Genomic DNA, 22,789 nt, shown 5'->3' on the forward strand with positions numbered 1-22,789 from the left:
TCTGTCTCAATACAACGCGACCAGGGTCTTGTCCACCGGTGCAAACGCATGCACCCCGGCGGCGTAGTCCCAACGCTCGATCCGGCAATCGCCCTGCCCCTCGCGGGTAATGACATTGACAGAATTGGGCACGTTGCCGCGCACGCGGCGCGAGCAGGTGGTTCCGGCCTGGACGACCCAGCCACCGGAAGGAGCCGCCGGGTTCACGGGCAGCACATAGGGCAGATGGATATGCCCCCCCAGGATCAGGTCCACGCCGGCCTGCGCCCAGGCTTCGAGGGCCCTCTCGCGGCCGTTCAACAGGTTGGACAGGTCCGACTCGACCTTGGCGCGCACGGGATGGTGCGCCACCACGATGCGCAACTGCCCTGGCCTGGCCTGACGCAGCCTCTCGGCGACCCGCGCGATCTGCGCGCCGGATATCTCGCCATCCTTGCGGCGGCGCGGGCGTGTCGTGTTGACGCCGATGGCGAGCAGGCCGGCGTTTTCAAACACGGGCTCCAGCACCGGGCCCAAAGCCCGCTTGTAGTTGCCGTAAGGATTGAGCGCGCGCGCGAACACGTTGAACAGCGGAATATCGTGATTGCCCGGCACCGTCAACACCGGCAGCGACAGGCGTTCAATGAATTTGCGGGCGGCGGCGAACTGGCCGCGCCGCGCGCGCTGTGTGATGTCGCCGCTGAGCACCACCAGGTGGGGCGCGAGATTGCAGGCCAGGTCCAGCGCGGCTTCGACCACGGGTTTGCGTTCCGTGCCGAAGTGGGTATCGGAAAAATGCAGGATACGGGTCATGAACGGTCCAAATATTGCGAGTCCGCCGGAACCACCAGCGGCAGCCGTTCGTCGGCCACTTTGAACTCCAGCGGCGTATCCATCCAGGAGATTTCGCCATCCATCGCCACCTTGACCCGGCGACGCCCGCGCACGGCCACCGTCAGGCGGTCGAAGGCGAAACTCACCACATGCTCGGCTTCGCCCAGGCGGCTGAACAAGCCGCGCAGCAGCAAGCCATAGAGCGCCAGGGTGCCGACCGGCCGCGCCGCCATGGCGATCAGGCGGTTCTGGTCCAGCTCCGCGGATTCGATGCCGATGTGCTCCAGCTGGAGCTTGTTGTTGCCCACCACCAGCGTGGGCGAGCGCAGGTTGCGGGCCTGGCCGCCATGGTCCAGCAGCAGGCTCAACTGGCGCGGCGCGCGCAGCAGCGTGACCAGGCCGGACCACAGCGCCACCAGCCGGCTGCGGCCGTACTTCTGTTTATAGGCTTCGCGGTCCTCGAGCAATTGCGGATACAGGCCCAGGCTGGCATTGACCAGGAACAGCCTGCCATTAAGCATGCCGACCTGCACAGGCCTGGGCTGGCCTTGCAGGAAGCCGCGCAGGGCCACCTCGGTATCTTGCGAGATGCCGTAGCTGCGCCCGAAGTAATTGAACGTGCCCTGGGGCAGGATGCCGAACGGCACGCCTTTGCCAAGCACGACGCCCGCGACCGCATTGAGCGTGCCGTCGCCGCCCGCCGCGATGACCACGCCCTGCTGTTCCTGCGCGCGCGTGACCGCGGCCTCGGCCGTGGCGGTCAGGCGCGACGGGTCCTGCACGGGCATCAGTTCATAGCGGCGCCCGGCCTCGTCGAGTATGCGGCGGATCGTGTCTTGGAGGATCTGCGCGTCGCCGCGTCCCGATCCGGTATTGAGGACGATGAAGAGGGGTTCTTGTCCCGTCAGGGAATGGGCCTCTGTTGCCGGTTTCTGCTGGGTTGACGTCATGCGTCAAACATACCCCATGCCGGCAAAACGCCGCAACAAGGCCCGCGGCGGGCGCGCCAGGCGCGCCCGCCGCGGCCATTCAGCGGCCGATGGCGTAAGCCTGCATCAGGCGCGGCGTGGCCGCCGCGTGCAGCAGGCCGTCGGCATCGCGCGAGGCAGCGGTCAACCTGCCCACCGACCACTCGGGCACTTCCTCGATCTGGTGCCCGCGCTGGCGCAGCGCCGCGATGACCTCGGCGCCGAAGCTCGCCTCCACCGCCAGATGCCCCGGCTTGCGGTCGCGCGGATAGAAGGACGTGGGGAAATGCATGGTGTGCGACATGGGCAGATCGATCGCTTCCTGCAGGTTCAGGCCGTGGTGCACGTGGCGCAGGAAGAACAGCAGCTGCCATTGTTCCTGCTGGTCGCCGCCCGGCGTGCCGAAGGCCAGGTAGGGCTTGCCATCGCGCAGCGCCAGCGAGGGCGTCAGGGTGGTGCGCGGACGCTTGCCGGGCGCCAGCGTGCCGGGCAGCCCTTCTTCCAGCCAGAACATCTGCGCGCGGGTATTCAGGCCGAAGCCGAGTTCCGGAATCACCGGCGAAGACTGGAACCATCCGCCCGAAGGCGTGGCCGAGATCATATTGCCCCAGCGGTCGATGACGTCCACGTGCGTGGTGTCGCCGCGTTTGGCGGAGGCGCGCATGTCGGCTAGCGTGGGTTCATTGGTGGCGCTGCCGGGCGCGGACACCTTGGAGAGACGCTCCAGCGTGTCCATGACGCGCTTCACTTGGGCCTCGAAACCCGGCACCTGGCCAGGCAGCAGATCCTGCGAGGCCGACTCGCCGATGAGCGCGCGGCGTTCGGCGTTGTAGGCATCGGACAGCAAATGCTCCAGCGGCACGTTGACGAAGGCCGGATCGCCGTAATAGGCCTCGCGGTCGGCAAAGGCCAGCTTCATGGCCTCGGTCACGCGGTGCACGAACTCGGCGCTGGTCGGGCTCACGCCGGCCAGGTCCATTTCCTTGAGCAGCGCCAGGGTCTGCAGGAAGACCGGGCCTTGGCTCCAGGAGCCGGCTTTCGCCACGGTGTAGCCGTGATAGTCGTAGGTGACCGGCTTGTCGTAGCTGGCCGACCAGCCCGCCAGGTCCTCGGCGGTAATGACGCCACGGTGCGTGGAACCGCTCTCGTCCATGACGTCGGTGTTGCGGGCGAACCGGTCGATTTCCTCGGCCACGAAGCCGCGGTAGAACGCAACGCGCGCCGCCTCGATCTGGCGCTCGCGGTCGGCGCCGGCGCTTTCGGCCTGCTGCAGCACGCGGGTCCAGGTGCGCGCCAGGGCCGGATTGCGGAACAGCTTGCGGGCCTCGGGCACCTTGCCGCCCGGCACGTAGACGGCGGCAGTCGTCGGCCAATGGGTCTGGAAGAAGTCCTTCAGGCCGGCGATGGTGTTGGAGATGCGCGGCATCAGCGCGTGGCCGTGCTCCGCGTAATAGATGGCGGGCTCCAGCACGTCGCGCACGCGCATGCTGCCGTGGTCGCGCAAGAGCAGCATCCAGGCGTCGAAGGCGCCGGGAATGACGGTGGCCAGCAGGCCGTTGCCGGGGATCAGCTTGAGGCCTTCGGCGCGGTAGCGTTCGAGCGTGGCAGCAGCGGGCGTGGTGCCCTGGCCGCACAGCACTTCGACGCGACCGGTGCGCGCGGAATAGAACACCGCGGGCACTTCGCCGGCCGGGCCGACCAGGTGGGGTTCGACCACCTGCAGCACGAAGGCCGAGGCCACGCAAGCGTCGAAGGCGTTGCCGCCGCGCTCCAGCAGCGACATGCCGGCCGCGCTGGCCAGCCAATGGGTGGACGTCACGACACCAAAGGTGCCGAGAATTTCCGGGCGAGTCGTAAACATGATGATTCCTATAGGGCTGCCGCTGAAATGCGGAACACTTCCTGTACGGCGGGCGCCTGGCGATCAAAAGAACAGGCACGCTGGAGAGGCCCGCGGACGCCGCCAGCCGGGGCGCCGCGGATCCGGCTCCGCCGGTCCGCCAGCGCCGCCCCTCTGGGGCCTGTGCCAGCGGGTAGGGAGGAGCCTACTTTTTAGCGACAGTGACACCCTTCAGGCGAATCAAGCCATCCGGGTACGGAACAAAGCCTTCCACCTTCTTCTGCACGCCGAAGGTCCACGGCAGGTAGAACAGGTAGACGATCGGGCGCTGGTCCTGCATCGCCGTCAGCACCTGGTCATACATGGCGCGGCGCTTGGCGGTGTCCGATTCGGCGCGGGCATCGTTGAGCAGCTTGTCCACGGCGGGATCGCAGAACTTGCCGTCGTTCAGATTGCCCTTGCAGCTCAGGTACTGGTGGATGTTGCCGCTGGGATCGACCCGGCCCGACCAGCCGCTCTGCCCCACTTCGAAGTCGCCGCGCGCGAGCGAGGATTGCAGGGAAGCGAATTCCACCGGACGCAGCGTGATGTCGAAGCCCGCTTCGGCGCCCATGGCCTGCACCAGCTCGAACACCTGCTGCATGGTGGTGTTGTTGCCGAAGGTGATCTCGAACTTGACGCGGTCAAAGCCCGCTTCCTTCAACAGCGCCTGCGCCTTCTTGGGATCGCGGCCCTTGTGCTCGAAGGCCGTGTTGTAGGCGAAGCTGGCCGGCGGGAACGGCTGGTAAGCGGGCTGGAACATGCCTTCGCCGATCACCTGGTTGAGCACGTCGCGGTCGATGGCGAGGTCCAGCGCCTGGCGCACGCGCTTGTCCTTGGCCAGGGGGTTGTTGGCGCGCGCGCCGTTGGCCAGGTTCACCGAAATGGCCTGGAAGCCCAGGCCGGTCACCGGCGCCAGGGTCAGGTTCTTGTCGTCCTTCACGGCCTTGGCATCGCTGGGCGCGACGCGCTCGATGATGTCCAGGTCGCCGGCGCGCAGGTTGTTCAGGCGCACGGTGTTGTCCGGAATCGGGGTGTAGACCAGACGATCGAAGTGATAGTTGGCGGCGTCCCAGTACTTGGGGAATTTCTCGAGCACGATGCGGTCGTTCTGCACGCGCTCCTTGAACTGGTACGGCCCCGAGCACACCGGCTTGCCGCCAGGGTCCTTGTCGAAGCTGGCGGGCGACATCATCATCCCGGCGCGATCGGACAACTGCGACAGCAGCGAGGCGTCGGGTTCGGACAGGGTCAGCACCACGGTGCTGGCGTCCGGGGCCTCGACGCTGGCGACCGTGGCCAGTTCGCTCTTGCGGTTGCTGTCGGGCAAGGTGCGGGCGCGGTCCAGGTTGGCCTTGACGGCCGCGGCGTTCACCGGCGTGCCGTCGTGGAAGACGGCGTCGGTGCGCAGCTTGAAGGTCAGGACCTTGTTGTCCGGGCTGATGGTCCAGGATTGCGCCAGCTGCGGCACGATCTTCAGGTCCGGCGTGATCTCTACCAGCTTGTCGCAGAGGGAAGCGAAGACGATGCGGCCCACGAAGGTGCGCGCGCGCACCGGGTCCAGCACGTCAGGGTCGTCCTGCAGGCCGATACGCAGGGTGGATTGGGCTTGCGCCAATCCGCTGGCCAGCATTCCCGCCATGGCCATGGCGAGGCAAAGTTTACGCATGAAAGATCTCCGTCGGTTCAGGTCGGCCTGGTTCCCCGCGCGGACGCGCTTTCAGGGAATGCGGCAAGGCGCCGCGAAGTCCACGGCGGCCTGGACCTCGGCGCGCAGCTTGGCGACCAGCGGCCGGGCATCGTCGCGGCGGTACTGGAACGCATAAGGCATGGCCGCCAGGGGCGTATCGCCTTCCAGCACGCGCAGGCTGCCCTCGGCCTGCAAGGCGCGGGCCCAATGGCTGGGTAGCAGGCCGACGCCGGTGCCTTCTATCAGGAGGCCGACCACCGCCCCCCAGTTGTTGCAGCAGAGCCGTTCGCCGCCCGCCTCGCGGCCCGCCAGCCAGTCGTCGATGATGCGCGTGGTGCCGGCCCCGGCCGGCAGCGTGACCAGCGGCAGGCGCGCCAGCAGTTCCGGCGTCATGCGCGTGGCGCCGTCCAGCAGCGCCGGCGCGGCGACCCAGGAGAATTCGGCCTGGCCTATAGCGGAGGAAGCGATGTTGGGCCGCGAGGAACGGCCCGCGATCACGGCGAAGTCCAGTTCACCGTCGGCCACGCGCTGCTCCAGCACCTGGCCGATGTCCACGTAGGGTTCCAGCACCAGGTCCGGGTAGGCGGCGCGCACGCCCCGGATCAGCCGCGGCAGCCAGGTCAGCGCGGTCAGTTCACCCACGCCGAAGCGGCAGCGCCCGCTGAGCCCGGCGCTTTGCGCCAACGACGCCCGGATCTGTTCGGCCGAGGCCAGCAGGTCGCGCGCCTGCGGCAGCAGGCGCTGGCCGGCGTCGGTCAGCACCGCCTTGTGGCCGCTGCGATCGAACAAAGGCAGGCCCAGACCTTCCTCGAGCTCGGTAATGCGCTTGGACAGCGACGATACCGACAGGTGCAGGCGCTCGGCCGCCACGGCGAAACTTGCGCAGGTGGCGGCCCAGTAGAAGGCTTCGAGTTGCTTGAGGGTCATGCCGGGATTGTAGAGGCGCCCGGCATGGAAATGCCCTCCTTTGGGACGCTGCGTTGCAAAGCGCCCCCGCGGCATCAGACGGCTTTCGGCGTCAGCAGATGCGCGGAAAACCGGAGGGTATCGATGGCGGCGCGGAGCATGCGCTCGACGCGCGGCCACATGTCGCCCTTGAGGCGATCGGACCAGCAGATGCTGTCGAACACCCCGTCGACCAGGGCGTGCAGATAAAGATTGGACAGGCGCACGTCCAGCGCGCGCGGCAGGTCTTCGCGCTTGACCGCGGCGCGCAACAGTTTCTCCGAGGTGCGCAGGGCGTGGCGCTCCCACAGGTCGCGGCGGCGCAGCAGGGGCGCGTTTTCGTCGCTGCGTTCGCATTTCAGGTACAGGATCTCCAGCACGCGCTGCACCGAGCCTTCCTGCGCGTAGATCTGGATGTACTGCCGCATGGAGGTGTAGAGCGATTCCAGCGCCTCGCCGTCGGTCGAGACATGAGTCAGCGGCGCAGCCTCGCCCAGCGCGCGGTCGCACATGGCGATGCAGACGTCGATCTTGTTCTTGTAATGGCCGTAGACGGCGCCCCGGGACACCCCTGCGTGGTCGGCTATGTCGCTCATGGTGGTGGCGGCCACCCCTTTGGACAGGAACACGTGTTCCGCGGCATCCAGGATGCGGTCGCGGGTGCGTTGGGACTCTTCCTTCGTCTTGCGGGCCATGCGGGGACCTCCTTCTTAAAAAATCGGCTGCAAAAAAATGGCGACTTCAAAACAAGAAGCCGCCCTTTTCGTCACTGTGAATAAGTGTGAAGCGGGGAGCATACTTCCGAACAAAATAATTAATCAAGCGTGACGGATTAAATGATAGACTCGCTTCCCCACGCGGGAAAGTCGGCGCCTTTCCCCACCTCAGCCCTCCCAGGGCCCATCAGAAATTTTAAAAATGAAGCAAAGAGTCTCTCTACGCACGCTCGCCCTTTCTTCCGTACTAATTCTTATTACCGGTTGCTCGAAACCGGAAGCCCAACAAGCCACCGAGGCTCCCGCCGAAGTCGGCGTCATCGTTGCCCGGGCCACGCCCACCAGCGTCGCCACCGAATTGCCGGGCCGGCTGGAGCCCTACCGCGAGGCCGAAGTGCGCGCGCGGGTGGCCGGCATCGTCACGGCGCGTCTGTACGAGGAAGGCCAGGACGTGACGCGCGGCGCCGCCCTGTTCCAGATCGATCCCGCACCCTTGCAGGCCGCCTACGATTCCGAAGCCGCGAACCTGGCGCGCGCGCAGGCCAACCTGTCCGCCGCCGCCGACAAGCTGCGCCGCTACGCCGACCTGGTGTCGGACCGCGCCATCAGCGAACGCGACCATGCCGAAAGCGTGGCGCAGGAGCGCCAGGCGCGGGCCGAGGTCGCCCTGGCCCGCGCCAACCTGCAAAGCGCCAAGCTGAAGCTGGATTACGCGCGCGTCACCTCGCCCATCGACGGCCGGGCGCGGCGCGCGCTGGTGACCGAAGGCGCGCTGGTGGGCGAAGGCCAGGCCACGCCGCTGACGGTGGTGCAGCAGATCGATCCCATCTACGTGAACTTCGCCCAACCGGCGGCCGAGGTGATGCAGCTGCAAAAGCAGATCCGCGCGGGCGCCCTGGAAGGCGTGGCGCCGGACCAGGTGCGGGTGCGGCTGCTGCTGCCCGACGGCTCCGAGTACGGGCGCGGCGGCACGCTGTCGTTCGCCGACCTGGCGGTGGATCCGGGCACGGACAACGTCACCATGCGGGCGCTGTTCGATAACCCGGGCCGCGACCTGCTGCCGGGCATGTATGTGCGGGTGCGGCTGGAGCAGGCGATCAACCGCGACACCTACCTGGTGCCGCGCAACGCCCTGCTGCGCAACGCCGAAGGCGCGCACGTGCTGGCCGCGGATGCGGACGGAGAACTGCAGAAGATCGTCGTCACCGCGCAGCGCCTGCAGGGTCCGAACTGGATCGTCACGCAGGGATTGGCGGGCGGCGAGCGCATCGTCGTCGAGAACGCCGCGCATCTCGCGGCGGGACAGAAAATCAAACCGGTGGAACGCGCCGCGCCCAGCGCGCAGGCTCCCGCCCCCGGCAACCCGGAGGCCGGCGTCCAGGCAAGGACGCCCGCCGCGGGTCAAAAAGGATAAACCGCAATGGCGCGTTTTTTTATCGATCGCCCCGTCTTCGCCTGGGTGATCTCGCTGCTGATCGTGCTGATCGGCATTCTCTCGATCCGCGCGCTGCCGGTGGCGCAGTATCCGGACATCGCTCCGCCGGTGGTCAACGTCGGCGCCAGCTATCCCGGCGCCTCGGCCAAGGTGGTCGAAGAGGCGGTCACCGCCATCATCGAACGCGAGATGAACGGCGCTCCGGGGCTGATGTACACCTCGTCCAGCAGCGACTCGACGGGGTGGGCCAGCATCAACCTGACCTTCAAGCAAGGCACCAATCCGGACCTGGCGGCCGTGGAAGTGCAGAACCGCCTGAAGGCGGTGGAGCCGCGCCTGCCCGAATCGGTGCGCCGCGACGGCGTGCGCGTGGAGAAGGCAGCCGACAACATCCAGCTGGTGGTGTCGCTGAAATCGGACGGCGGCCTGGATGACATCCAGCTGGGCGAGCTGGCTGCCTCCAACGTGCTGCAGGCGCTGCGCCGCGTGGAAGGCGTGGGCAAGGTGCAGTTGTTCGGCGCGGAAGCCGCCATGCGCATCTGGCCGGATCCCGCCAAGCTGACGGCCATGTCCCTGACCCCGGGCGACATCGTCTCTGCCTTGCGCAGCCACAACGCGCGCGTCACCATCGGCGAACTGGGCAACCAGGCCGTGCCGAAGGACGCTCCGCTGAACGCCAGCATCGTCGCCGGCGAGTCGCTGCGCACGCCCGAGCAGTTCGGCAACATTCCGCTGCGCGCGCAGCCGGGCGGCGCCACGTTGCGCCTGAAGGACGTGGCGCGGGTCGAACTGGGCGGCACCGACTATATGTACCTGTCGCGCGTGAACGGCATGACCGGCACGGGCCTGGGCATCAAGCTGGCGCCGGGTTCGAACGCGGTGGACACGACCAAGCGGATCCGCGCGACCATGCAGGAGCTGGCCCAGTACTTCCCGCCGGGCGTGACCTGGGACATCCCCTACGAGACCTCCACCTTCGTGGAGATTTCGATCAGAAAGGTGCTGATGACCCTGCTGGAAGCCGTGGCCCTGGTGTTCTGCGTGATGTATCTGTTCATGCAGAACTTCCGCGCCACGCTGATTCCGACGCTGGTCGTGCCGGTGGCGCTGCTGGGCACGCTGGGCGTGATGCTGGGACTGGGCTATTCCATCAACGTGCTGACGATGTTCGGCATGGTGCTGGCCATCGGCATCCTGGTCGACGACGCCATCGTGGTGGTGGAGAACGTCGAACGCATCATGGCCGAGGAAGGCTTGTCGCCGCGCGAGGCCACGGTCAAGGCCATGGGCCAGATCAGCGGCGCCATCGTGGGCATCACGGTGGTGCTGGTGTCGGTGTTCGTCCCCATGGCCTTCTTTGACGGCGCGGTGGGCAACATCTATCGCCAGTTCGCCGTGACGCTGGCCGTGTCGATCGCCTTCTCGGCCTTCCTGGCGCTGTCGCTGACGCCGGCGCTGTGCGCCAGCATGCTCAAGCCCATCGCCGCCGGCCACCACGAGAAGCGTGGTTTCTTCGGCTGGTTCAACCGGGCCTTCGCGCGCCTGACCGCGCGCTACACCGCCCGGGTGTCGGGCGTGCTGGCCCGTCCGGTGCGCTTCGGCTTGGCCTATCTGGCGGTGATCGCCGCGGTGGCGCTGCTGTTCGCGCGCCTGCCCTCTTCTTTCCTGCCGGACGAAGACCAGGGCAGCTTCATGGCCATGGTCATCCTGCCCCAGGGTTCGCCGCAAGCCGAAACCATGGCGATGGTGAAGGAGGTCGAGCGTTACATGATGGAGCACGAGCCCGTCGAGTACGTGTATTCGGTCAACGGCTTCAGCAACTACGGCAGCGGACCGAACTCGGCCATGTTCTTCGTCACGCTGAAGGACTGGAAGCAGCGCAGCGGCGCCGACCTGCACGTGAACGCGGTGGTGGAACGCATCAACGCCGCCTTCGCCGACCGCAAGAACGTCATGGTGCATGCGCTGAACTCCCCGCCGCTGCCGGACCTGGGCTCCACTTCGGGCTTCGACTTCCGCCTGCAGGACCGCGCCGGGCTGGGCTACGAAGCCCTGACCCAGGCGCGCCAGCAATTGCTGGCGGCGGCGGCCAAGCATCCCGCGCTGACCGAGGTCGTCTTCGCGGGCCAGGAAGAAGCGCCGCAGCTGGAGCTGCGCGTCGACCGCGACAAGGCCCAGGCCATGGGCGTGCCGCTGGACGAGATCAACACGGCGCTGGCGGTCATGTATGGCTCGGACTACATCGGCGACTTCATGCTCAATGGCCAGGTGCGGCGCGTGACCGTGCAGGCTGACGGCAAGAGCCGCGTCGACATGGAAGACGTGTCGCGCCTGCACGTGCGCAACCTGCAGGGGCAGATGGTGCCGCTGTCGGCCTTCGCCACCCTGAATTGGTCGATGGGACCGCCGCAGCTCAACCGCTACAACGGCTTCCCCTCGTTCACCATCAACGGTTCGGCCGCCCCTGGACACAGTAGCGGCGAGGCCATGCGCGCCATCGAGACGCTGGCGGCCGAACTGCCGCGCGGCATCGGCTTCGACTGGTCGGGACAGTCCTATGAGGAACGGCTGTCCGGCAACCAGGCGCCGGTGCTGTTCGCGCTGTCGGTGCTGGTCGTGTTCCTGGCGCTGGCCGCGCTGTATGAAAGCTGGTCCATCCCGCTGGCGGTGATCCTGGTGGTGCCGCTGGGCGTGATCGGCGCAGTGCTGGGCGTGACGCTGCGCGGCATGCCCAACGACATCTACTTCAAGGTCGGCCTCATCGCCACCATCGGGCTGTCGGCCAAGAACGCGATCCTGATCGTGGAAGTGGCCAAGGACCTGGTGCGCGACGGCCAGGGCATCGTGTCGGCCACGCTGGAGGCCGCGAGGCTGCGACTGCGGCCCATCGTGATGACCTCGCTGGCCTTCGGCGTGGGCGTGCTGCCCCTGGCGCTGGCCACCGGCGCGGCCTCGGGCGCCCAGGCCGCGATCGGCACGGGCGTGCTGGGCGGCATCGTCACGGCGACGGTGCTGGCCATCTTCCTGGTGCCGCTCTTCTTTTTGATCGTGGGCCGCGCGCTGGGCATGCGCGTGCGCCCCTCGCGTCCGCAAGGCCGCGAAACGCTGGAGACCACGCCATGAAGGCTATGGCAATGACCCTGCTTGCGCTGGCCCTGGCCGGCTGCTCGCTGGCCCCCAAGTACGAACGGCCGGCTGCGCCGGTCCCGCAGGCCTATGACACGCCCGACGCGCAAGGGCTGGCGGCCATGCCGCAGGACTGGCGCGATTACTTCAACGACCCGGCGCTGCAGGCCTGGATCGCCGCCGCCTTGGAGAACAACCGCAACCTGCGGGTGGCGGCGCTGCGCATCCAGGAAGCCCGGGCGCTGTACGGCGTGCAGCAGGCCGACCGCCTGCCGTCCATCGACGGCACGGGCGAGTTCAGTCGCGGACGCGGCGCGGAACCCGGCCAGCCGCGCATGCCGGTGGCGGACCGCTACCGTGCCGCCGTGGGCATCGCGGCCTTCGAGCTGGATTTCTTCGGCCGCGTCAAAAGCCTGAGCGACGCCGCGTTGTCGCGCTACCTGGCCAGCGAGGAAGCGCACCGCGCCGCCACGCTGTCGCTGGTGTCGGAGACGGCCACGGCTTACTTCAACCAGCGCTCGCTGGCGGAACAGCTGCGCCTGACCGAGAGCACGTTGGCGTTGCGCGAGGCCTCGCTCAAGCTCACCCAGCGCCGCTACGACGCCGGGCTGGAAACGGCCGTGGGGCTGCGCACCTCGCAGATGCTGGTGGAGTCCTCGCGCGCCACGCATGCCGAACTGAGCCGGGAATACCGCCAGTCCGTGCATACGCTGGGCATACTGGCGGGAGACTTTTCCCTGCCGCCCGACACCGATGCCGTCACGCTGGAAAGCCAGAGCCTGACGCCGCTGGCCGCGGGCCTGCCCTCCGCCCTGCTGATCCGTCGTCCGGACCTGCGCCAGGCCGAGGACACGCTACGGGCCGCCAACGCCGACATCGGCGCGGCGCGCGCGGCGTTTTTCCCATCGGTGCAGCTGACCACCGACATCGGCACCACGGCCGGCAGCTTCTCGGACCTGTTCGGCTCTGGCACCGGCACCTGGACCTTCGCGCCCAAGCTGACCCTGCCCATCTTCAACGCCGGACGCAACAGCGCCAACCTGTCGCTGGCGGAAACGCGCAAGGACATCGCGGTGGCCCAGTACGAGGGCAGCATCCAGCAGGCCTTCCGCGAAGTGGCCGACGCGCTGTCCGCGCGCGACACGCTGCGCGCGCAGATCGACGCCCAGCGCAAGGTGCGCGACGCCGACCGCGACCGCCAGCGCCTGACCGAAAGGCGCTACGAGCGCGGCGTGGCGAGCTATCTGGAAATGCTGGAAGCGCAACGCAGCCTGTTCGAATCCGAACAGGAGTTCATCCGGCTGCAGCAGCGCCGGCTGGTCAACGCGGTGGAGTTGTACAAGGCGCTGGGCGGCTGGGAGCAGCCCGGATCCTGACGGATCAGTCAGCCTTGTCGATGCGGTAGGCGCAGCGGCGCGCGCCCGCGAGGATGTGCTCTTCGCGCCGCACCCGGACCTCTGCTCCGAGCACCTTGTGGAAGAGTTCCAGCTCGCTGCGGCAAAAGCCCATACAGGCTTTGGCCGCGGAGCAGATCGGGCAGTGGTTCTCGATGAAGAGGAAGTCCGCGCCATCCTTGCGCAGCTCGGCCATGTAGCCTTCGGCGCAGCGGACTTCCACCAGCCGCTCCAGCCTTTCCTTCAGGCTGCGGGCGCCCTGCATGGCCTGGCGATAGCCGTTGAGCATGGCGGTTTCGCGCGCCTGGATCAGCTTTTCGATGCCCTCTTCGCCGAACACCTGGCGCACGGCGCCCAGCATCTGTACCGTCATTTCGGCATGCGTGTCCGGAAAGCGCCCGTTTCCGGCATCGGTCAGAAACCAGATCTGCGTGGGCCGGCCACGGCCCGCGCTGTGGCTTTCGGAATCCACCAGTCCTTCCGCATGCAAGCGCGTCATCTGCTGACGCACCGCCTCGGCCGTCACGTCCAAGGTCTTGGCAATGACGGCGACGGATTGCGGGCCGCGCGTCTTCAGGGTCATGAGCACGCGGTCGGCGGGCTGATGCTCCCAGACCACGGGATGGGACGGACTGTCAGACATGAATGTGGAGTCTCCGGTTGTTTGCCTATGGTGCCATGAACCGCGGCTGCCAGTCAGCCGGAAGCCGCCTGCGGGTCGGCCGCCGGCGCTTCCCATCCGCCTCCCAGCGCCTTGTACAGCGCAATCAGGCGGGTATAGGACTCGGTTTCGGCCACGGCCACGGCGTCCTGGGCGCGCAAAAGCGTACGCTGCGCGTCCAGCACCGTCAAATACGGGGTGCTGCCTTCACGGTAGCGCAGTTGGGCCAGTTCCGCCGCCCTGCCGCTGTGCGCGGCCGCCTGCGCCAGGCTGCCCAGGCGCTGCTGGGTCTGGCCGTATTCCGTCAGCGCCGATTCCAGTTCCTCGACCGCCCGCAGCACGGTCAGTTCGTAGCTGGCGACGGCGCCGTCCGCGCGCGCCACCGCGCCGCGCTTGCGCGCCAGCGCCGTGGGCAGGTGGAAGGCGGGCCAGTTGGCCGTGGCCGCCACGCTGAACGCGCGGCTGGCTGATGAGCCGAAATCCGCGCCGCGCAGGGCGACAAAGCCCAGGAATCCGCCCAGGTCGATGCGCGGATACAGTTCGGCGGTCGCCACGCCCACGTCGGCGTTGGCAGCGGCCATGCCGCGCTCGGCCGCCAGCACGTCCGGGCGCCGCGACAGCAAGGCGCTCACGTCGCCGATCGGCAGGCGGGTGTCCAGGGGAGCCAGCGCCTTGCCCGCATCGAGCTCGCCCAGCTCCACCGGCCGCAGGCCCGCCAGCACGGCGATCCGGTATTGCGCCAGCCGCCGGGCCGCGATCTGCACCGGCACGCTGGCCTGCACGGTCTCCAGTTCGGCGCGCGCGCTGGCCAGGTCGCCTTCGTCGCCGCGGCCGGCCGACACCATGGCCTGGATCACGCGCAGGCTGTCGCGCTGGCTCTGCAGATTGGCGCGCGCCACGGCCAGGCGCTGTTCCGCGCCGCGCAGCTCGAAGTAGTTGCGCGCCACTTCGGCCGCCACCACGATGCGGGTCTGGGCCAGGTCCGCGGCCTGCGCCTCGCTGCGCGCGGCGGCGCCCTCGGCCGCCCGGCGCAGCCGGCCGAACAGGTCCAGCTCCCAGGTGGCGTCAAAGCCGGCCCGATAGCTTTCGGCCAGGTTGCGTTGACCCGCGACGCCAGCATTGGCCTGGGACAGGCTGCGCTCATAGCCGCCGCCCAGCGTGACCACGGGCAGCCGGTCCAGATCCTTCTCGTCCAGCACCGCGCGCGATTCGGCCAGGCGCGCCTGCGCCATGCGGATGTCGAGATTGCGGGACAGCGCCAGATCGATCAACCGGTCCAGCTGCGGATCCTGCAATTGCTTCCACCAGTCGCGCTGCAATTGATCGGTGGAGAACAGGGCCTGTTCAGGGCTGGCCAGCGCCACCGGCGCGGCCTGAGGCTTCTGGTAGTCGGGGCCGACGGCGCAGCCGGCGGTGGCCAGCGCGGCCAGCAGCACGGCCGCGCCGCGGCGCAAGCGCAGGGAAAGTAGTGGATGCTTCATGATGGTTTCCTTCGGCTAAGCGGAGGCGGCGGGCGCCGCGGCGTCCTCGGCCTGGGCCAGCGCCAGTTCCCGGGCGCGCGGCGTGTCGTGCGCTGCGCGGTGGTCGCGGGCGAAGACGGTGTAGACGGTGGGCAGCACGAACAGCGTGAACAGCGTGCCCACCAGCAGGCCCACCACGATGACCAGGCCCAGGCTGTAGCGGCTGTGCGCGCCCGCGCCGCTGGCGAACAACAGCGGGATCAGGCCCATGACCATGGCGGCGGTCGTCATCAGGATGGGGCGCAGCCGGATGCGGGCGGCCTGCTCCATCGCGGTGCGCCGGTCCAGCCCGTGGCTGACCTGCATTTCATTGGCGAACTCCACCATCAGGATGCCGTGCTTGCTGATCAGGCCGATCAGCGTCACCAGCCCGATCTGGGTGTAGATGTTGATGGTGGCCATGCCCAGCGCCAGCGGTATCAGCGCGCCGCAGATCGACATGGGCACGCTCACCAGGATGATGAAGGGATCGCGCAGGCTCTCGTATTGCGCCGCCAGCACCAGGTAGATCACGATGATGGCGAAGATGAAGGTGATCATCAGCGCCGAGCCTTCCTGGCTGTACTGGCGCGCGTCCGACTGCCAGTCGTAGCTGAAGCCCGCGGGCAGGAACTTGGCCTGGTCGGTCAGGAACTGCACCGCATCGCCCATGGTGACACCCGGCATGGGAATGGCCTGGAAGGTGGCCGCGTTGAGCTGATTGAACTGGGTCAGCTTGTTGGGCTCCACGCCCATGGACACGGTCACGAGGTTGGACAGCGGTACCTGGGCGCCGCTGGCGCTCTTGACGTAGTAGCGCGCCAGCGACTCCGGCGAGATGCGCTGCTCGCGCAGGCTCTGCGGAATGACGTCGTAGGAACGGCCGTCCATGCCGAAGCGGTTCACGTAGTTCTCGCCCACCAGCACGGCCAGCGTGTCGCCGATGGCCTTCATGGTGACGCCCAGGCTGTTGGCCTTGGCGCGGTCCACCTTCAGCTGCACCACCGGGTTGTTGTAGTCCAGGTCGCTGTCGACCACCATGAACAGGCCGCTCTCGCGCGCCGCCTTCTTCAAGCCCTCCATGGCCTCGTAGACCACCGGATAGTCGGACGCGCTCATGATGACCATCTGCACCGGCAGCCCGCCGGTCGATCCCGGCAGCGACGGCAGCTGGAAGGCGAAGATATTGCTGCCCTCGACCTGGTTCACCATGGCCTGCATGTCGGCCTGGATCTGGTCGGCCGAACGGTGGCGCTTATCCCAGGGCACGAAGTCCACGCCGCCGATGCTGTTGGAGACGCCGTCGGAGCCATTGATCAGCCAGCGCCCCTGCTGTTCGGGCAGGGTCTTCATGACGTCGTCCCACTTGCGGCCGAACTTCTCCACGTAGTCGATGTTGGCGTGCTGCGGCGACTTGATCGCCGTCAGCACGGTGGACTGGTCCTCCACCGGCGCCAGCTCGCGCTGCGCCGCGTTGTAGAGGAACGGCAGGCTGGCCAGCACCGCCACGGCGATCAGCCCGATCACCCAGCGGTGATGCAGCGAGACGTCCAGCACGCGGCCATAGGCGTCGCCCAGGCGTCCGAAGAAATGCTCGGCGCGGCGCGCCATCCAGCCCTCGGAAACGCGGCTGTCCAGCAGGAACGAACTCATCACCGGCGACAAGGTCAGCGCGATAACGCCCGACACCACCACCGATCCCGCCAGGGTGAAGGCGAACTCCTTGAAGAGCGAACCGGTAAGCCCGCCCATCAGCCCGATGGGCGCGTAGACCGCCGCCAGCGTAATGGTCATGGCGATCACCGGCCCCGCCACTTCGCGCGCGCCGATGAGAGCCGCGCGCACCGGCGACTTGCCCTCTTCGATGTGGCGGTGCACGTTTTCCACCACCACGATGGCGTCGTCCACCACCAGGCCGATGGCCAGCACCATGGCCAGCAAGGTCAACAGGTTCACGCTGAAGCCGAACAGCGCCATGATGGCCGCCCCGCCCAGCATCGACAGCGGAATGGTCAATACCGGAATCAGCACGGCGCGCAAGGACCCCAGGCATAGGAAGATCACCACCACCACGATGGCGACGGCCTCGATCAGCGTGCGCACCACGCCGTCGATCGAGGCGCTGATGAAGCGGGCCAGCTCGAACGGCACCTGCACGCTGGTGCCGGGCGGCAGGTTCTGCTTGATGTTGGGCAGCAGCTCGTTCAGGCGCTTGACGATCACCAGCGGATTGCCCACCGGCGTGGCGTTCAGGCCGAAGTACACCGCCGGCTCGCCGTCCATCAGGCCGCTGGAATCGGTGGACGCGGCGCCCAGTTCCACCGTGGCCACGTCGCCCAGGCGCACGATCGCGTCGCCCTCGCGCTTGACCACCATGTCGCGGAATTCCGCGACGTTGACCAGGTCCGTGTTGACCTGGATGTTGGACACCACGTACAGGCCCTTGGCCTGTCCCGGCGCCGCCTGCACGTTGTTGTCGCGCAGCGCGTCGGCCAGCTCGCCCGCGGAAATGCCGCGCGCCGCCATCCGGTTCGGGTCCAGCCACACCCGCATCGCCAGTTTCTGTCCGCCGTAGAGCTCCACGCTGGCCACGCCGTCGATGGACGAGAGCTGCGGCTGCACCACGCGCGACAGATAGTCGGTCAATGACGCCAGCGACAAGGTGCTGCTGGAAAAGCCCACATAGGCCACGGCGGTCGCCTCACCGGCGGACTTGACCAGCACAGGGTCGTACACGTCCTGCGGCAGGCGGTACTTGACCTCGTTGACCTTGGCCATCACCTCGGTCATGGCCTTGTTGGAATCGGCGTTCAGCTTCATCCGCACCGTGATCACGCTGCGGCCTTGGGTGGAGGAAGACGACAGGTAGTCGATGCCTTCCACCGTGGCCACGGACTGCGCGATGGGCTGGGTGACGAAGCCCTGCATGAGATCGGGCGAAGCGCCCGGATACTGGGTGGTGATGGTGATGGTGGTGCTTTCGGTCAGCGGATACTGCCGCACCGGCAGGCCGCTCAGGGCCTTGATGCCCAGCAGCAGGATCAGCGTGCTGACCACCAGCGCCAGCACCGGCCGGCGTACGAAGAGATCGGTGAATTTCATGTTCTGCTCCGCGCCCTCACCGGACTTGCGCCACGGTCTGCTGCGCGGCGTCCAGCGCCACGGTGTCCTGGGCGCTGACCTCGACCGCCGCGCCGTTGTGCAGGCGCAGCTGGCCCGAGGTCACGACCTGGTCGCCCGCCTGCAGGCCTTCGGTCACGACCACGCGGCCGCGCACGCGCTCGGCCGTCTTCACGTAGGCCTGCCGGACCGTCGTGCCGGTGGACGCCTCGCCCGCCTTGGGCGGGTTCAGCACGTAGACGGAATCGCCATAGGCGCTGTAGCTGACCGCAGTTTCCGGCACGGTGATCACGCCGGGGCGCGCCGGCAGGCCGATCTGGCCCTGGGCGTACATGCCGGCCGCGAGCGCGCGGTCGGCGTTGGGCAGGGTCGCCTGCACGCGCACGGTGCGCGATCCCGCATCCACCTGCGGCTCCACGGTGCTGATCTGGCCTTCGAAGACGCGGCCCGCATGGGCGTCCACGGTCACCGCCACCGGCAGGCCCGCGCGCAACGCGCCCATGGCCTGCTCGGGCAGGGTGATGTTGGCATACATGGCGGAAGCGTCGGTCAGCGATACCAGCGGATCGCCGGCGCGGGCGAATTGCCCCAGGTTCACGCGGCGCACGCCCAGCACGCCGTCAAACGGCGCCTTGACGCGCTTTTGCTCGATCAGCGCCTGCACCCGCTTGATGTCGCCCGCGGCCTGGTCGTAGTCGGCCTGCGCCTGGTCCAGCTGTTCGCGCGTGGCGGCCTGCTGCGGCAGCAGGCGGCGGGTGCGATCCAGCAAGGCGCGCGCATTGCGCGCCTGGGCCTGCAAGCGGGCCAGTTCGCCCTGCTCGGGCGCGTCGTTCAACTGCACCAGCAACTGGCCGGCCTGGACCTGCGCGCCCGAGGCGAACAGGATACGGTCGACCCGGCCGTCCACTTCGGCCGCGACCTGCACCTGGCGCGCGGCCTCCAGCGAGCCGATGCCGCTCAGCGTGACCGGGAAGTCCGCCTGCCGCGCGGCGGCCACCGCGACCTTGGCCGGCGCCATGGCCCAGCCGCCCTTTTGCTGCGCGCCGCCGTACTTCCAGTACAGCCCGCCGCCCGCCAGCGCCAGCGCCACGACTCCGGCCGCCCACGCTCCTGATTTCGCCTTCATGATTGACTCGCTATTTATCAAAGAATGTTCTTGGATAATCCACGATATCGGGCATTTCGTCAAAAGGGTTAATCCAATCCCCGGCATAGCGGCGGACTATGGCGTGCAAGCCCCTGCGGGGCGTGTGGGCATAAAAAAAACCGCCAGCAAGCTGGCGGTTTCGCGGGGTACGGCGCGGCTAGGTCCGCACCATGTGCAGATAGTGGCGGTGGCGTTCGTACTGGTCCAGGATGTCGCCGATGACGGCATCGCGGCTCCAGCCCATGATGTCGTAATCCTGCCCCCCTTCACGCAGGTGGACCTCGGCGCGGAAGTACTTGCGCTCTTCCTCGTCGGCCGCTTCCTCGGGCGTGAGGCTGGGGCGTACGAAGGCCTCCGGCTGCACGGCGTAGGAGAAGTCCAGGTGTTCGCCATGGGAGACTTCCATGATCACGCCCTCATCGTTGCCGTGTTCGCGCACTTCCACTTGATAGCCCTGCTTGCGCAGTTCATCCGCCACGTCTTCCAATGCGGGGCGCACCACGTCGCCGATGAAGCGCTGCACATGGGCGCGGCGCGGCATCATGACCATGTTGCGCAGCCGCCGCTCCCAAGACTGTCCGCCGCGCGCCGGGCGCGACAGCGTCAGCGACTGATAGCGGATGCCGCGCTTGGTCGCGTCCAGCTTGAGCGCCTTGAACAGGCCCCACAGCGACAGCAGCAAAATGATGGAGAAAGGCAGCGCGCTGGCGATGGTAGCGGTCTGCAACGCTGTCAGGCCGTCGGCCAGCAGCAGCGCGATCGCCACCGCCCCCATCAGCACCGACCAGAAGATGCGTTGCCACACGGGCGTGCGGTCCGAGCCGCCGGAAGCCAGCAGGTCGACCACCAGCGCGCCCGAGTCGGCCGAGGTGACGAAGAACACCGCCACCATCGCGATGGCGACGACGGACAGCACCCCGCTCCAGGGCAATTGTTCCAGGAAGGCGAACAGCGCCAGGGAAGAATCGGCCTGCACCACTTCCGCCAGGCCCTGCACCTTGTCGACCAGGATCATGTGGATGGCGGTATCGCCGAACACCGTCATCCAGAACAGCGTGAAGCCGGCCGGCACCAGCAGCACGCCGGTGACGAATTCGCGGATGGTGCGGCCGCGCGAAATGCGCGCGATGAACAGGCCCACGAAGGGCGACCAGGCGATCCACCAGCCCCAGTAGAACAGCGTCCAGCCGCCGATCCAGTCGGTCGGTTCATAGGCGTAGAGGTTGAAGGTCTTGTTGACGATATCGGACAGGTAAGCGCCCGTGTTCTGCACGAAGGTCTGGAACAGGAACACCGTGGGGCCGACCACCAGCACGAACAGCAGCAGCACCGCCGCCAGCACCAGATTGGTCTCGGACAAGATGCGGATGCCCTTGTCCAGGCCGCTGGCCACCGACAGGGTCGCCAGGCCGCAGGTGACGATGACCAGGATGATCTGCGTGGTCACGCCCACCGGAATGCCGAACAGGTGGTTCAGGCCGCTGTTGATCTGCGCCACGCCCAGGCCCAGCGAAGTGGCCACGCCCAGCACCGTGCCGATGATGGCGAAGATGTCGACCGCATGCCCGATAGGCCCGTGGATGCGGTTGCCGATCAGCGGATACAGCGCCGAACGCAAGGTCAGCGGCAGCCCGTGCCGATAGCTGAAGAAAGCCAGAATCAGCGCCACCACCGCGTAGATGGCCCAGGCATGCAGCCCCCAGTGGAAGAACGTGATCTTCATGGATTCGCGCGCCGCGAGGGCGGTGCCGCCTTCGCCCACCGGCGGCGCGATGAAGTGCATCACGGGCTCGGCCACGCCGAAGAACATCAGGCCGATCCCCATGCCCGCGGAGAACAGCATCGCAAACCAGGTGAAGTTGCGGTAATCGGGTTCGCTGTGGTCGGGCCCCAGCTTGATGTCGCCGTACCGACTGACCGCCAGGAACACCACCGCAATCAGGATGATGGCCACGACCAGGATGTAGAACCAGCTGGCGTTGCCCAGGATCCAGCCCTGCATTGACTCGAACAGGCCTTGCGCGACCTTGGGCGCCAGGATCGCGAATCCCACCAGCAGCAGCGTGAACACGGCCGCCGGAAAAAACACGGGACGATTGATGGTGGATGGTCGGGTTTCTGAAGTCATGCTGCCGCTCCTTTCGCCCGAGGGTTGGAAATTCCAGCGCGCGTCCCCCTCAGTCCGGCGCGCGCCGCAAGTATTACGCCGCAAGTATTACTATCACGGCCTAAGGCCGTCTGACAATCAGTAACCTCAAGCCGGGCCGGCCAGAGGAGAGATATCCATGATCGATCACCTGGACCATCTGGTCCTGACCTGCACCGACCCCGCCGCCACGGTGGACTTCTATACCCGGATCCTGGGCATGCGCCTGGAGACGTTCGGAGAGAACCGTCAGGCGCTGCGCTTCGGCAACCAGAAGATCAACCTGCACGTGCGCGGCCATGAGTTCGAACCCAAGGCCCACCTGCCCGTGCCGGGCGCGCTGGACCTGTGCTTCATCGCCGACCGTCCGCTGGAAGAGGTGATCGCGCATCTGAACCGCGAAGGCGCCCGGATCATCGAAGGCCCGGTGCCGCGCACCGGCGCGACCGGCAAGATCCGCTCGGTCTACCTGCGGGATCCGGACCTGAACCTCATCGAAATCTCGGAATTGCTGGCCTGAGGCCGGGGACCGGCCGCCTTACTCGGTCTTCGGTTCGCCGAAGACCACGCTGCGGAAGAAACCGGCCAGCACGGCCTCGGTCATTTCCGGCGTGACGGCCTGCGGGTCGAAGGCATAGCTGAACTGCATGCCGTCCGACAGGGCCAGCAAGCCCAGCGCCATTTGCTCCGGCGGCATGCGTAGCGGCGTGCCGACCCGGGCCGAAAACTGCTGCACGTAGTCCGTGACGGCTGCGCGCAATTCCCGCATACAGGCCAGAAAGCCCTCGCGGAATTCAGGGTCGCGGACCGCCTGCAGCTTGCCTTCCATCCACAGCAGGAAACAGTCGTTCTGGCGAAAGTGCGTGGAGTAGTGCTCGAGCACGCGCGCTTCCATCTGCGGGCGCGACGACCCGTCCTCGAAGATGGCGCGCATCTCGTTCATGACGCTTTCGTGGTCGCGTCTGAGCAGTTGCAGGAACAGTTCGGACTTGCTGCTGAAATTGGAATAGAAGGCTCCGCGCGTGTAGCCCGCCTGTTCGGCGATGTCCTCCACGCTGGTCGCCACAAACCCTTTCGCTACAAAAATCGATTGCGCAGCGTCGAGCAGACGCTGGCGCGTCTGATCACGGCTTTGCTCTCGCGTAAGGCGGACTTTTGACATGGCGCGAGTTTAGCACTGGGGCGCATTTCAAATTCATAATTGAATCTGAATTCATACCTGTATTAGAATCCAGGCCGTATCGGGCCGG

General features: G+C 67.4%; 16 protein-coding genes. 4 read left to right on the forward strand and 12 right to left on the reverse strand.

Annotated elements, in window-relative coordinates:
• Positions 1-6: 6 nt before the first annotated feature.
• The 6 genes from NGK62_RS03730 to axyZ form a co-directional block, all read right to left on the reverse strand.
• Positions 7-792, reverse strand: coding sequence for a metallophosphoesterase family protein (locus NGK62_RS03730; RefSeq protein ID WP_251877466.1), 786 nt, complete (start codon positions 790-792; stop codon positions 7-9).
• Positions 789-1,763, reverse strand: a complete 975-nt coding sequence (locus tag NGK62_RS03735; RefSeq protein WP_059374979.1) for a diacylglycerol/lipid kinase family protein — start codon at positions 1,761-1,763, stop codon at positions 789-791. Before NGK62_RS03735 ends, NGK62_RS03730 begins: the two co-directional genes overlap by 4 nt.
• 79 nt (positions 1,764-1,842) lie before the next feature.
• Complete coding sequence (locus tag NGK62_RS03740) at positions 1,843-3,642, reverse strand: gamma-glutamyltransferase family protein (protein WP_118931882.1); 1,800 nt, start codon at positions 3,640-3,642, stop codon at positions 1,843-1,845.
• 184 nt (positions 3,643-3,826) lie between these two features.
• Positions 3,827-5,329 (reverse strand): ABC transporter substrate-binding protein, encoded by a 1,503-nt coding sequence (locus NGK62_RS03745; RefSeq protein ID WP_059374980.1) that lies wholly within the window; start codon positions 5,327-5,329, stop codon positions 3,827-3,829.
• Positions 5,330-5,380: 51 nt separating this feature from the next.
• A complete protein-coding gene (locus tag NGK62_RS03750; protein ID WP_059374982.1) occupies positions 5,381-6,277 on the reverse strand; it encodes a LysR family transcriptional regulator in 897 nt (298 codons plus the stop codon).
• Positions 6,278-6,351: 74 nt separating this feature from the next.
• A complete protein-coding gene (axyZ, locus tag NGK62_RS03755) occupies positions 6,352-6,990 on the reverse strand; it encodes a multidrug efflux transcriptional repressor AxyZ (RefSeq protein WP_059374984.1) in 639 nt (212 codons plus the stop codon).
• A gap of 223 nt (positions 6,991-7,213) precedes the next feature.
• Between axyZ and NGK62_RS03760 the strand changes: the two genes are divergently transcribed.
• The 3 genes from NGK62_RS03760 to oprZ are packed head-to-tail and all read left to right on the forward strand — an operon-like array spanning position 7,214 to position 12,948.
• The gene (locus NGK62_RS03760) at positions 7,214-8,425 is read left to right on the forward strand and encodes a MexX/AxyX family multidrug efflux RND transporter periplasmic adaptor subunit (RefSeq protein ID WP_251877468.1); all 1,212 of its coding nucleotides are present in this window, start codon (positions 7,214-7,216) and stop codon (positions 8,423-8,425) included.
• 6 nt (positions 8,426-8,431) lie between these two features.
• Positions 8,432-11,569 carry a multidrug efflux RND transporter permease subunit gene (locus NGK62_RS03765; protein WP_251877470.1) on the forward strand — a complete coding sequence of 1,046 codons (3,138 nt, stop codon included), beginning with the start codon at positions 8,432-8,434 and terminating at the stop codon, positions 11,567-11,569.
• A complete protein-coding gene (gene oprZ, locus NGK62_RS03770; RefSeq protein ID WP_251877472.1) occupies positions 11,566-12,948 on the forward strand; it encodes a multidrug efflux RND transporter outer membrane subunit OprZ in 1,383 nt (460 codons plus the stop codon). The genes NGK62_RS03765 and oprZ overlap by 4 nt, the downstream gene beginning before the upstream one ends.
• 4 nt (positions 12,949-12,952) lie before the next feature.
• On the opposite strand, the gene NGK62_RS03775 is transcribed toward oprZ, so the two are convergent.
• The 5 genes from NGK62_RS03775 to NGK62_RS03795 all read right to left on the reverse strand — a co-directional run bounded on the left by NGK62_RS03775 (position 12,953) and on the right by NGK62_RS03795 (position 21,521).
• Positions 12,953-13,609 (reverse strand): helix-turn-helix transcriptional regulator, encoded by a 657-nt coding sequence (locus NGK62_RS03775; RefSeq protein ID WP_059374993.1) that lies wholly within the window; start codon positions 13,607-13,609, stop codon positions 12,953-12,955.
• Positions 13,610-13,662: 53 nt separating this feature from the next.
• Positions 13,663-15,108, reverse strand: coding sequence for an efflux transporter outer membrane subunit (locus tag NGK62_RS03780; protein WP_059374995.1), 1,446 nt, complete (start codon positions 15,106-15,108; stop codon positions 13,663-13,665).
• Between the two features lie 15 nt (positions 15,109-15,123).
• The gene (locus NGK62_RS03785; protein WP_251877474.1) at positions 15,124-18,228 is read right to left on the reverse strand and encodes a MexW/MexI family multidrug efflux RND transporter permease subunit; all 3,105 of its coding nucleotides are present in this window, start codon (positions 18,226-18,228) and stop codon (positions 15,124-15,126) included.
• Between the two features lie 16 nt (positions 18,229-18,244).
• Positions 18,245-19,372 carry an efflux RND transporter periplasmic adaptor subunit gene (locus NGK62_RS03790; RefSeq protein WP_118931887.1) on the reverse strand — a complete coding sequence of 376 codons (1,128 nt, stop codon included), beginning with the start codon at positions 19,370-19,372 and terminating at the stop codon, positions 18,245-18,247.
• A gap of 178 nt (positions 19,373-19,550) precedes the next feature.
• Entirely contained in the window at positions 19,551-21,521 is a 1,971-nt protein-coding gene (locus NGK62_RS03795) for a BCCT family transporter (protein ID WP_059375000.1), read from the reverse strand.
• 157 nt (positions 21,522-21,678) lie between these two features.
• Between NGK62_RS03795 and NGK62_RS03800 the strand changes: the two genes are divergently transcribed.
• Complete coding sequence (locus NGK62_RS03800) at positions 21,679-22,059, forward strand: VOC family protein (protein ID WP_059375003.1); 381 nt, start codon at positions 21,679-21,681, stop codon at positions 22,057-22,059.
• Between the two features lie 18 nt (positions 22,060-22,077).
• Here the strand turns inward: NGK62_RS03800 and NGK62_RS03805 are convergent, their stop codons facing one another.
• Positions 22,078-22,701 carry a TetR/AcrR family transcriptional regulator gene (locus NGK62_RS03805; protein WP_059375005.1) on the reverse strand — a complete coding sequence of 208 codons (624 nt, stop codon included), beginning with the start codon at positions 22,699-22,701 and terminating at the stop codon, positions 22,078-22,080.
• Positions 22,702-22,789: the final 88 nt, after the last annotated feature.

It is taken from the genome of Achromobacter sp. Marseille-Q4954 (genome assembly GCF_943737025.1).
GTDB lineage: Bacteria > Pseudomonadota > Gammaproteobacteria > Burkholderiales > Burkholderiaceae_B > Achromobacter > Achromobacter bronchisepticus_A.

What these genes read in the sequence shown, in the direction of transcription:
- NGK62_RS03805 (WP_059375005.1), bottom strand. Translation starts at nt 22,701, where the DNA reads ATGTCAAAAGTCCGCCTTACGCGAGAGCAAAGCCGTGATCAGACGCGC.
- NGK62_RS03790 (WP_118931887.1), bottom strand. Translation starts at nt 19,372, where the DNA reads ATGAAGGCGAAATCAGGAGCGTGGGCGGCCGGAGTCGTGGCGCTGGCG.
- NGK62_RS03775 (WP_059374993.1), bottom strand. Translation starts at nt 13,609, where the DNA reads ATGTCTGACAGTCCGTCCCATCCCGTGGTCTGGGAGCATCAGCCCGCC.
- NGK62_RS03765 (WP_251877470.1), top strand. Translation starts at nt 8,432, where the DNA reads ATGGCGCGTTTTTTTATCGATCGCCCCGTCTTCGCCTGGGTGATCTCG.
- oprZ (WP_251877472.1), top strand. Translation starts at nt 11,566, where the DNA reads ATGAAGGCTATGGCAATGACCCTGCTTGCGCTGGCCCTGGCCGGCTGC.
- NGK62_RS03800 (WP_059375003.1), top strand. Translation starts at nt 21,679, where the DNA reads ATGATCGATCACCTGGACCATCTGGTCCTGACCTGCACCGACCCCGCC.
- NGK62_RS03750 (WP_059374982.1), bottom strand. Translation starts at nt 6,277, where the DNA reads ATGACCCTCAAGCAACTCGAAGCCTTCTACTGGGCCGCCACCTGCGCA.
- NGK62_RS03735 (WP_059374979.1), bottom strand. Translation starts at nt 1,763, where the DNA reads ATGACGTCAACCCAGCAGAAACCGGCAACAGAGGCCCATTCCCTGACG.
- NGK62_RS03740 (WP_118931882.1), bottom strand. Translation starts at nt 3,642, where the DNA reads ATGTTTACGACTCGCCCGGAAATTCTCGGCACCTTTGGTGTCGTGACG.
- axyZ (WP_059374984.1), bottom strand. Translation starts at nt 6,990, where the DNA reads ATGGCCCGCAAGACGAAGGAAGAGTCCCAACGCACCCGCGACCGCATC.
- NGK62_RS03795 (WP_059375000.1), bottom strand. Translation starts at nt 21,521, where the DNA reads ATGACTTCAGAAACCCGACCATCCACCATCAATCGTCCCGTGTTTTTT.
- NGK62_RS03760 (WP_251877468.1), top strand. Translation starts at nt 7,214, where the DNA reads ATGAAGCAAAGAGTCTCTCTACGCACGCTCGCCCTTTCTTCCGTACTA.
- NGK62_RS03785 (WP_251877474.1), bottom strand. Translation starts at nt 18,228, where the DNA reads ATGAAATTCACCGATCTCTTCGTACGCCGGCCGGTGCTGGCGCTGGTG.
- NGK62_RS03780 (WP_059374995.1), bottom strand. Translation starts at nt 15,108, where the DNA reads ATGAAGCATCCACTACTTTCCCTGCGCTTGCGCCGCGGCGCGGCCGTG.
- NGK62_RS03730 (WP_251877466.1), bottom strand. Translation starts at nt 792, where the DNA reads ATGACCCGTATCCTGCATTTTTCCGATACCCACTTCGGCACGGAACGC.
- NGK62_RS03745 (WP_059374980.1), bottom strand. Translation starts at nt 5,329, where the DNA reads ATGCGTAAACTTTGCCTCGCCATGGCCATGGCGGGAATGCTGGCCAGC.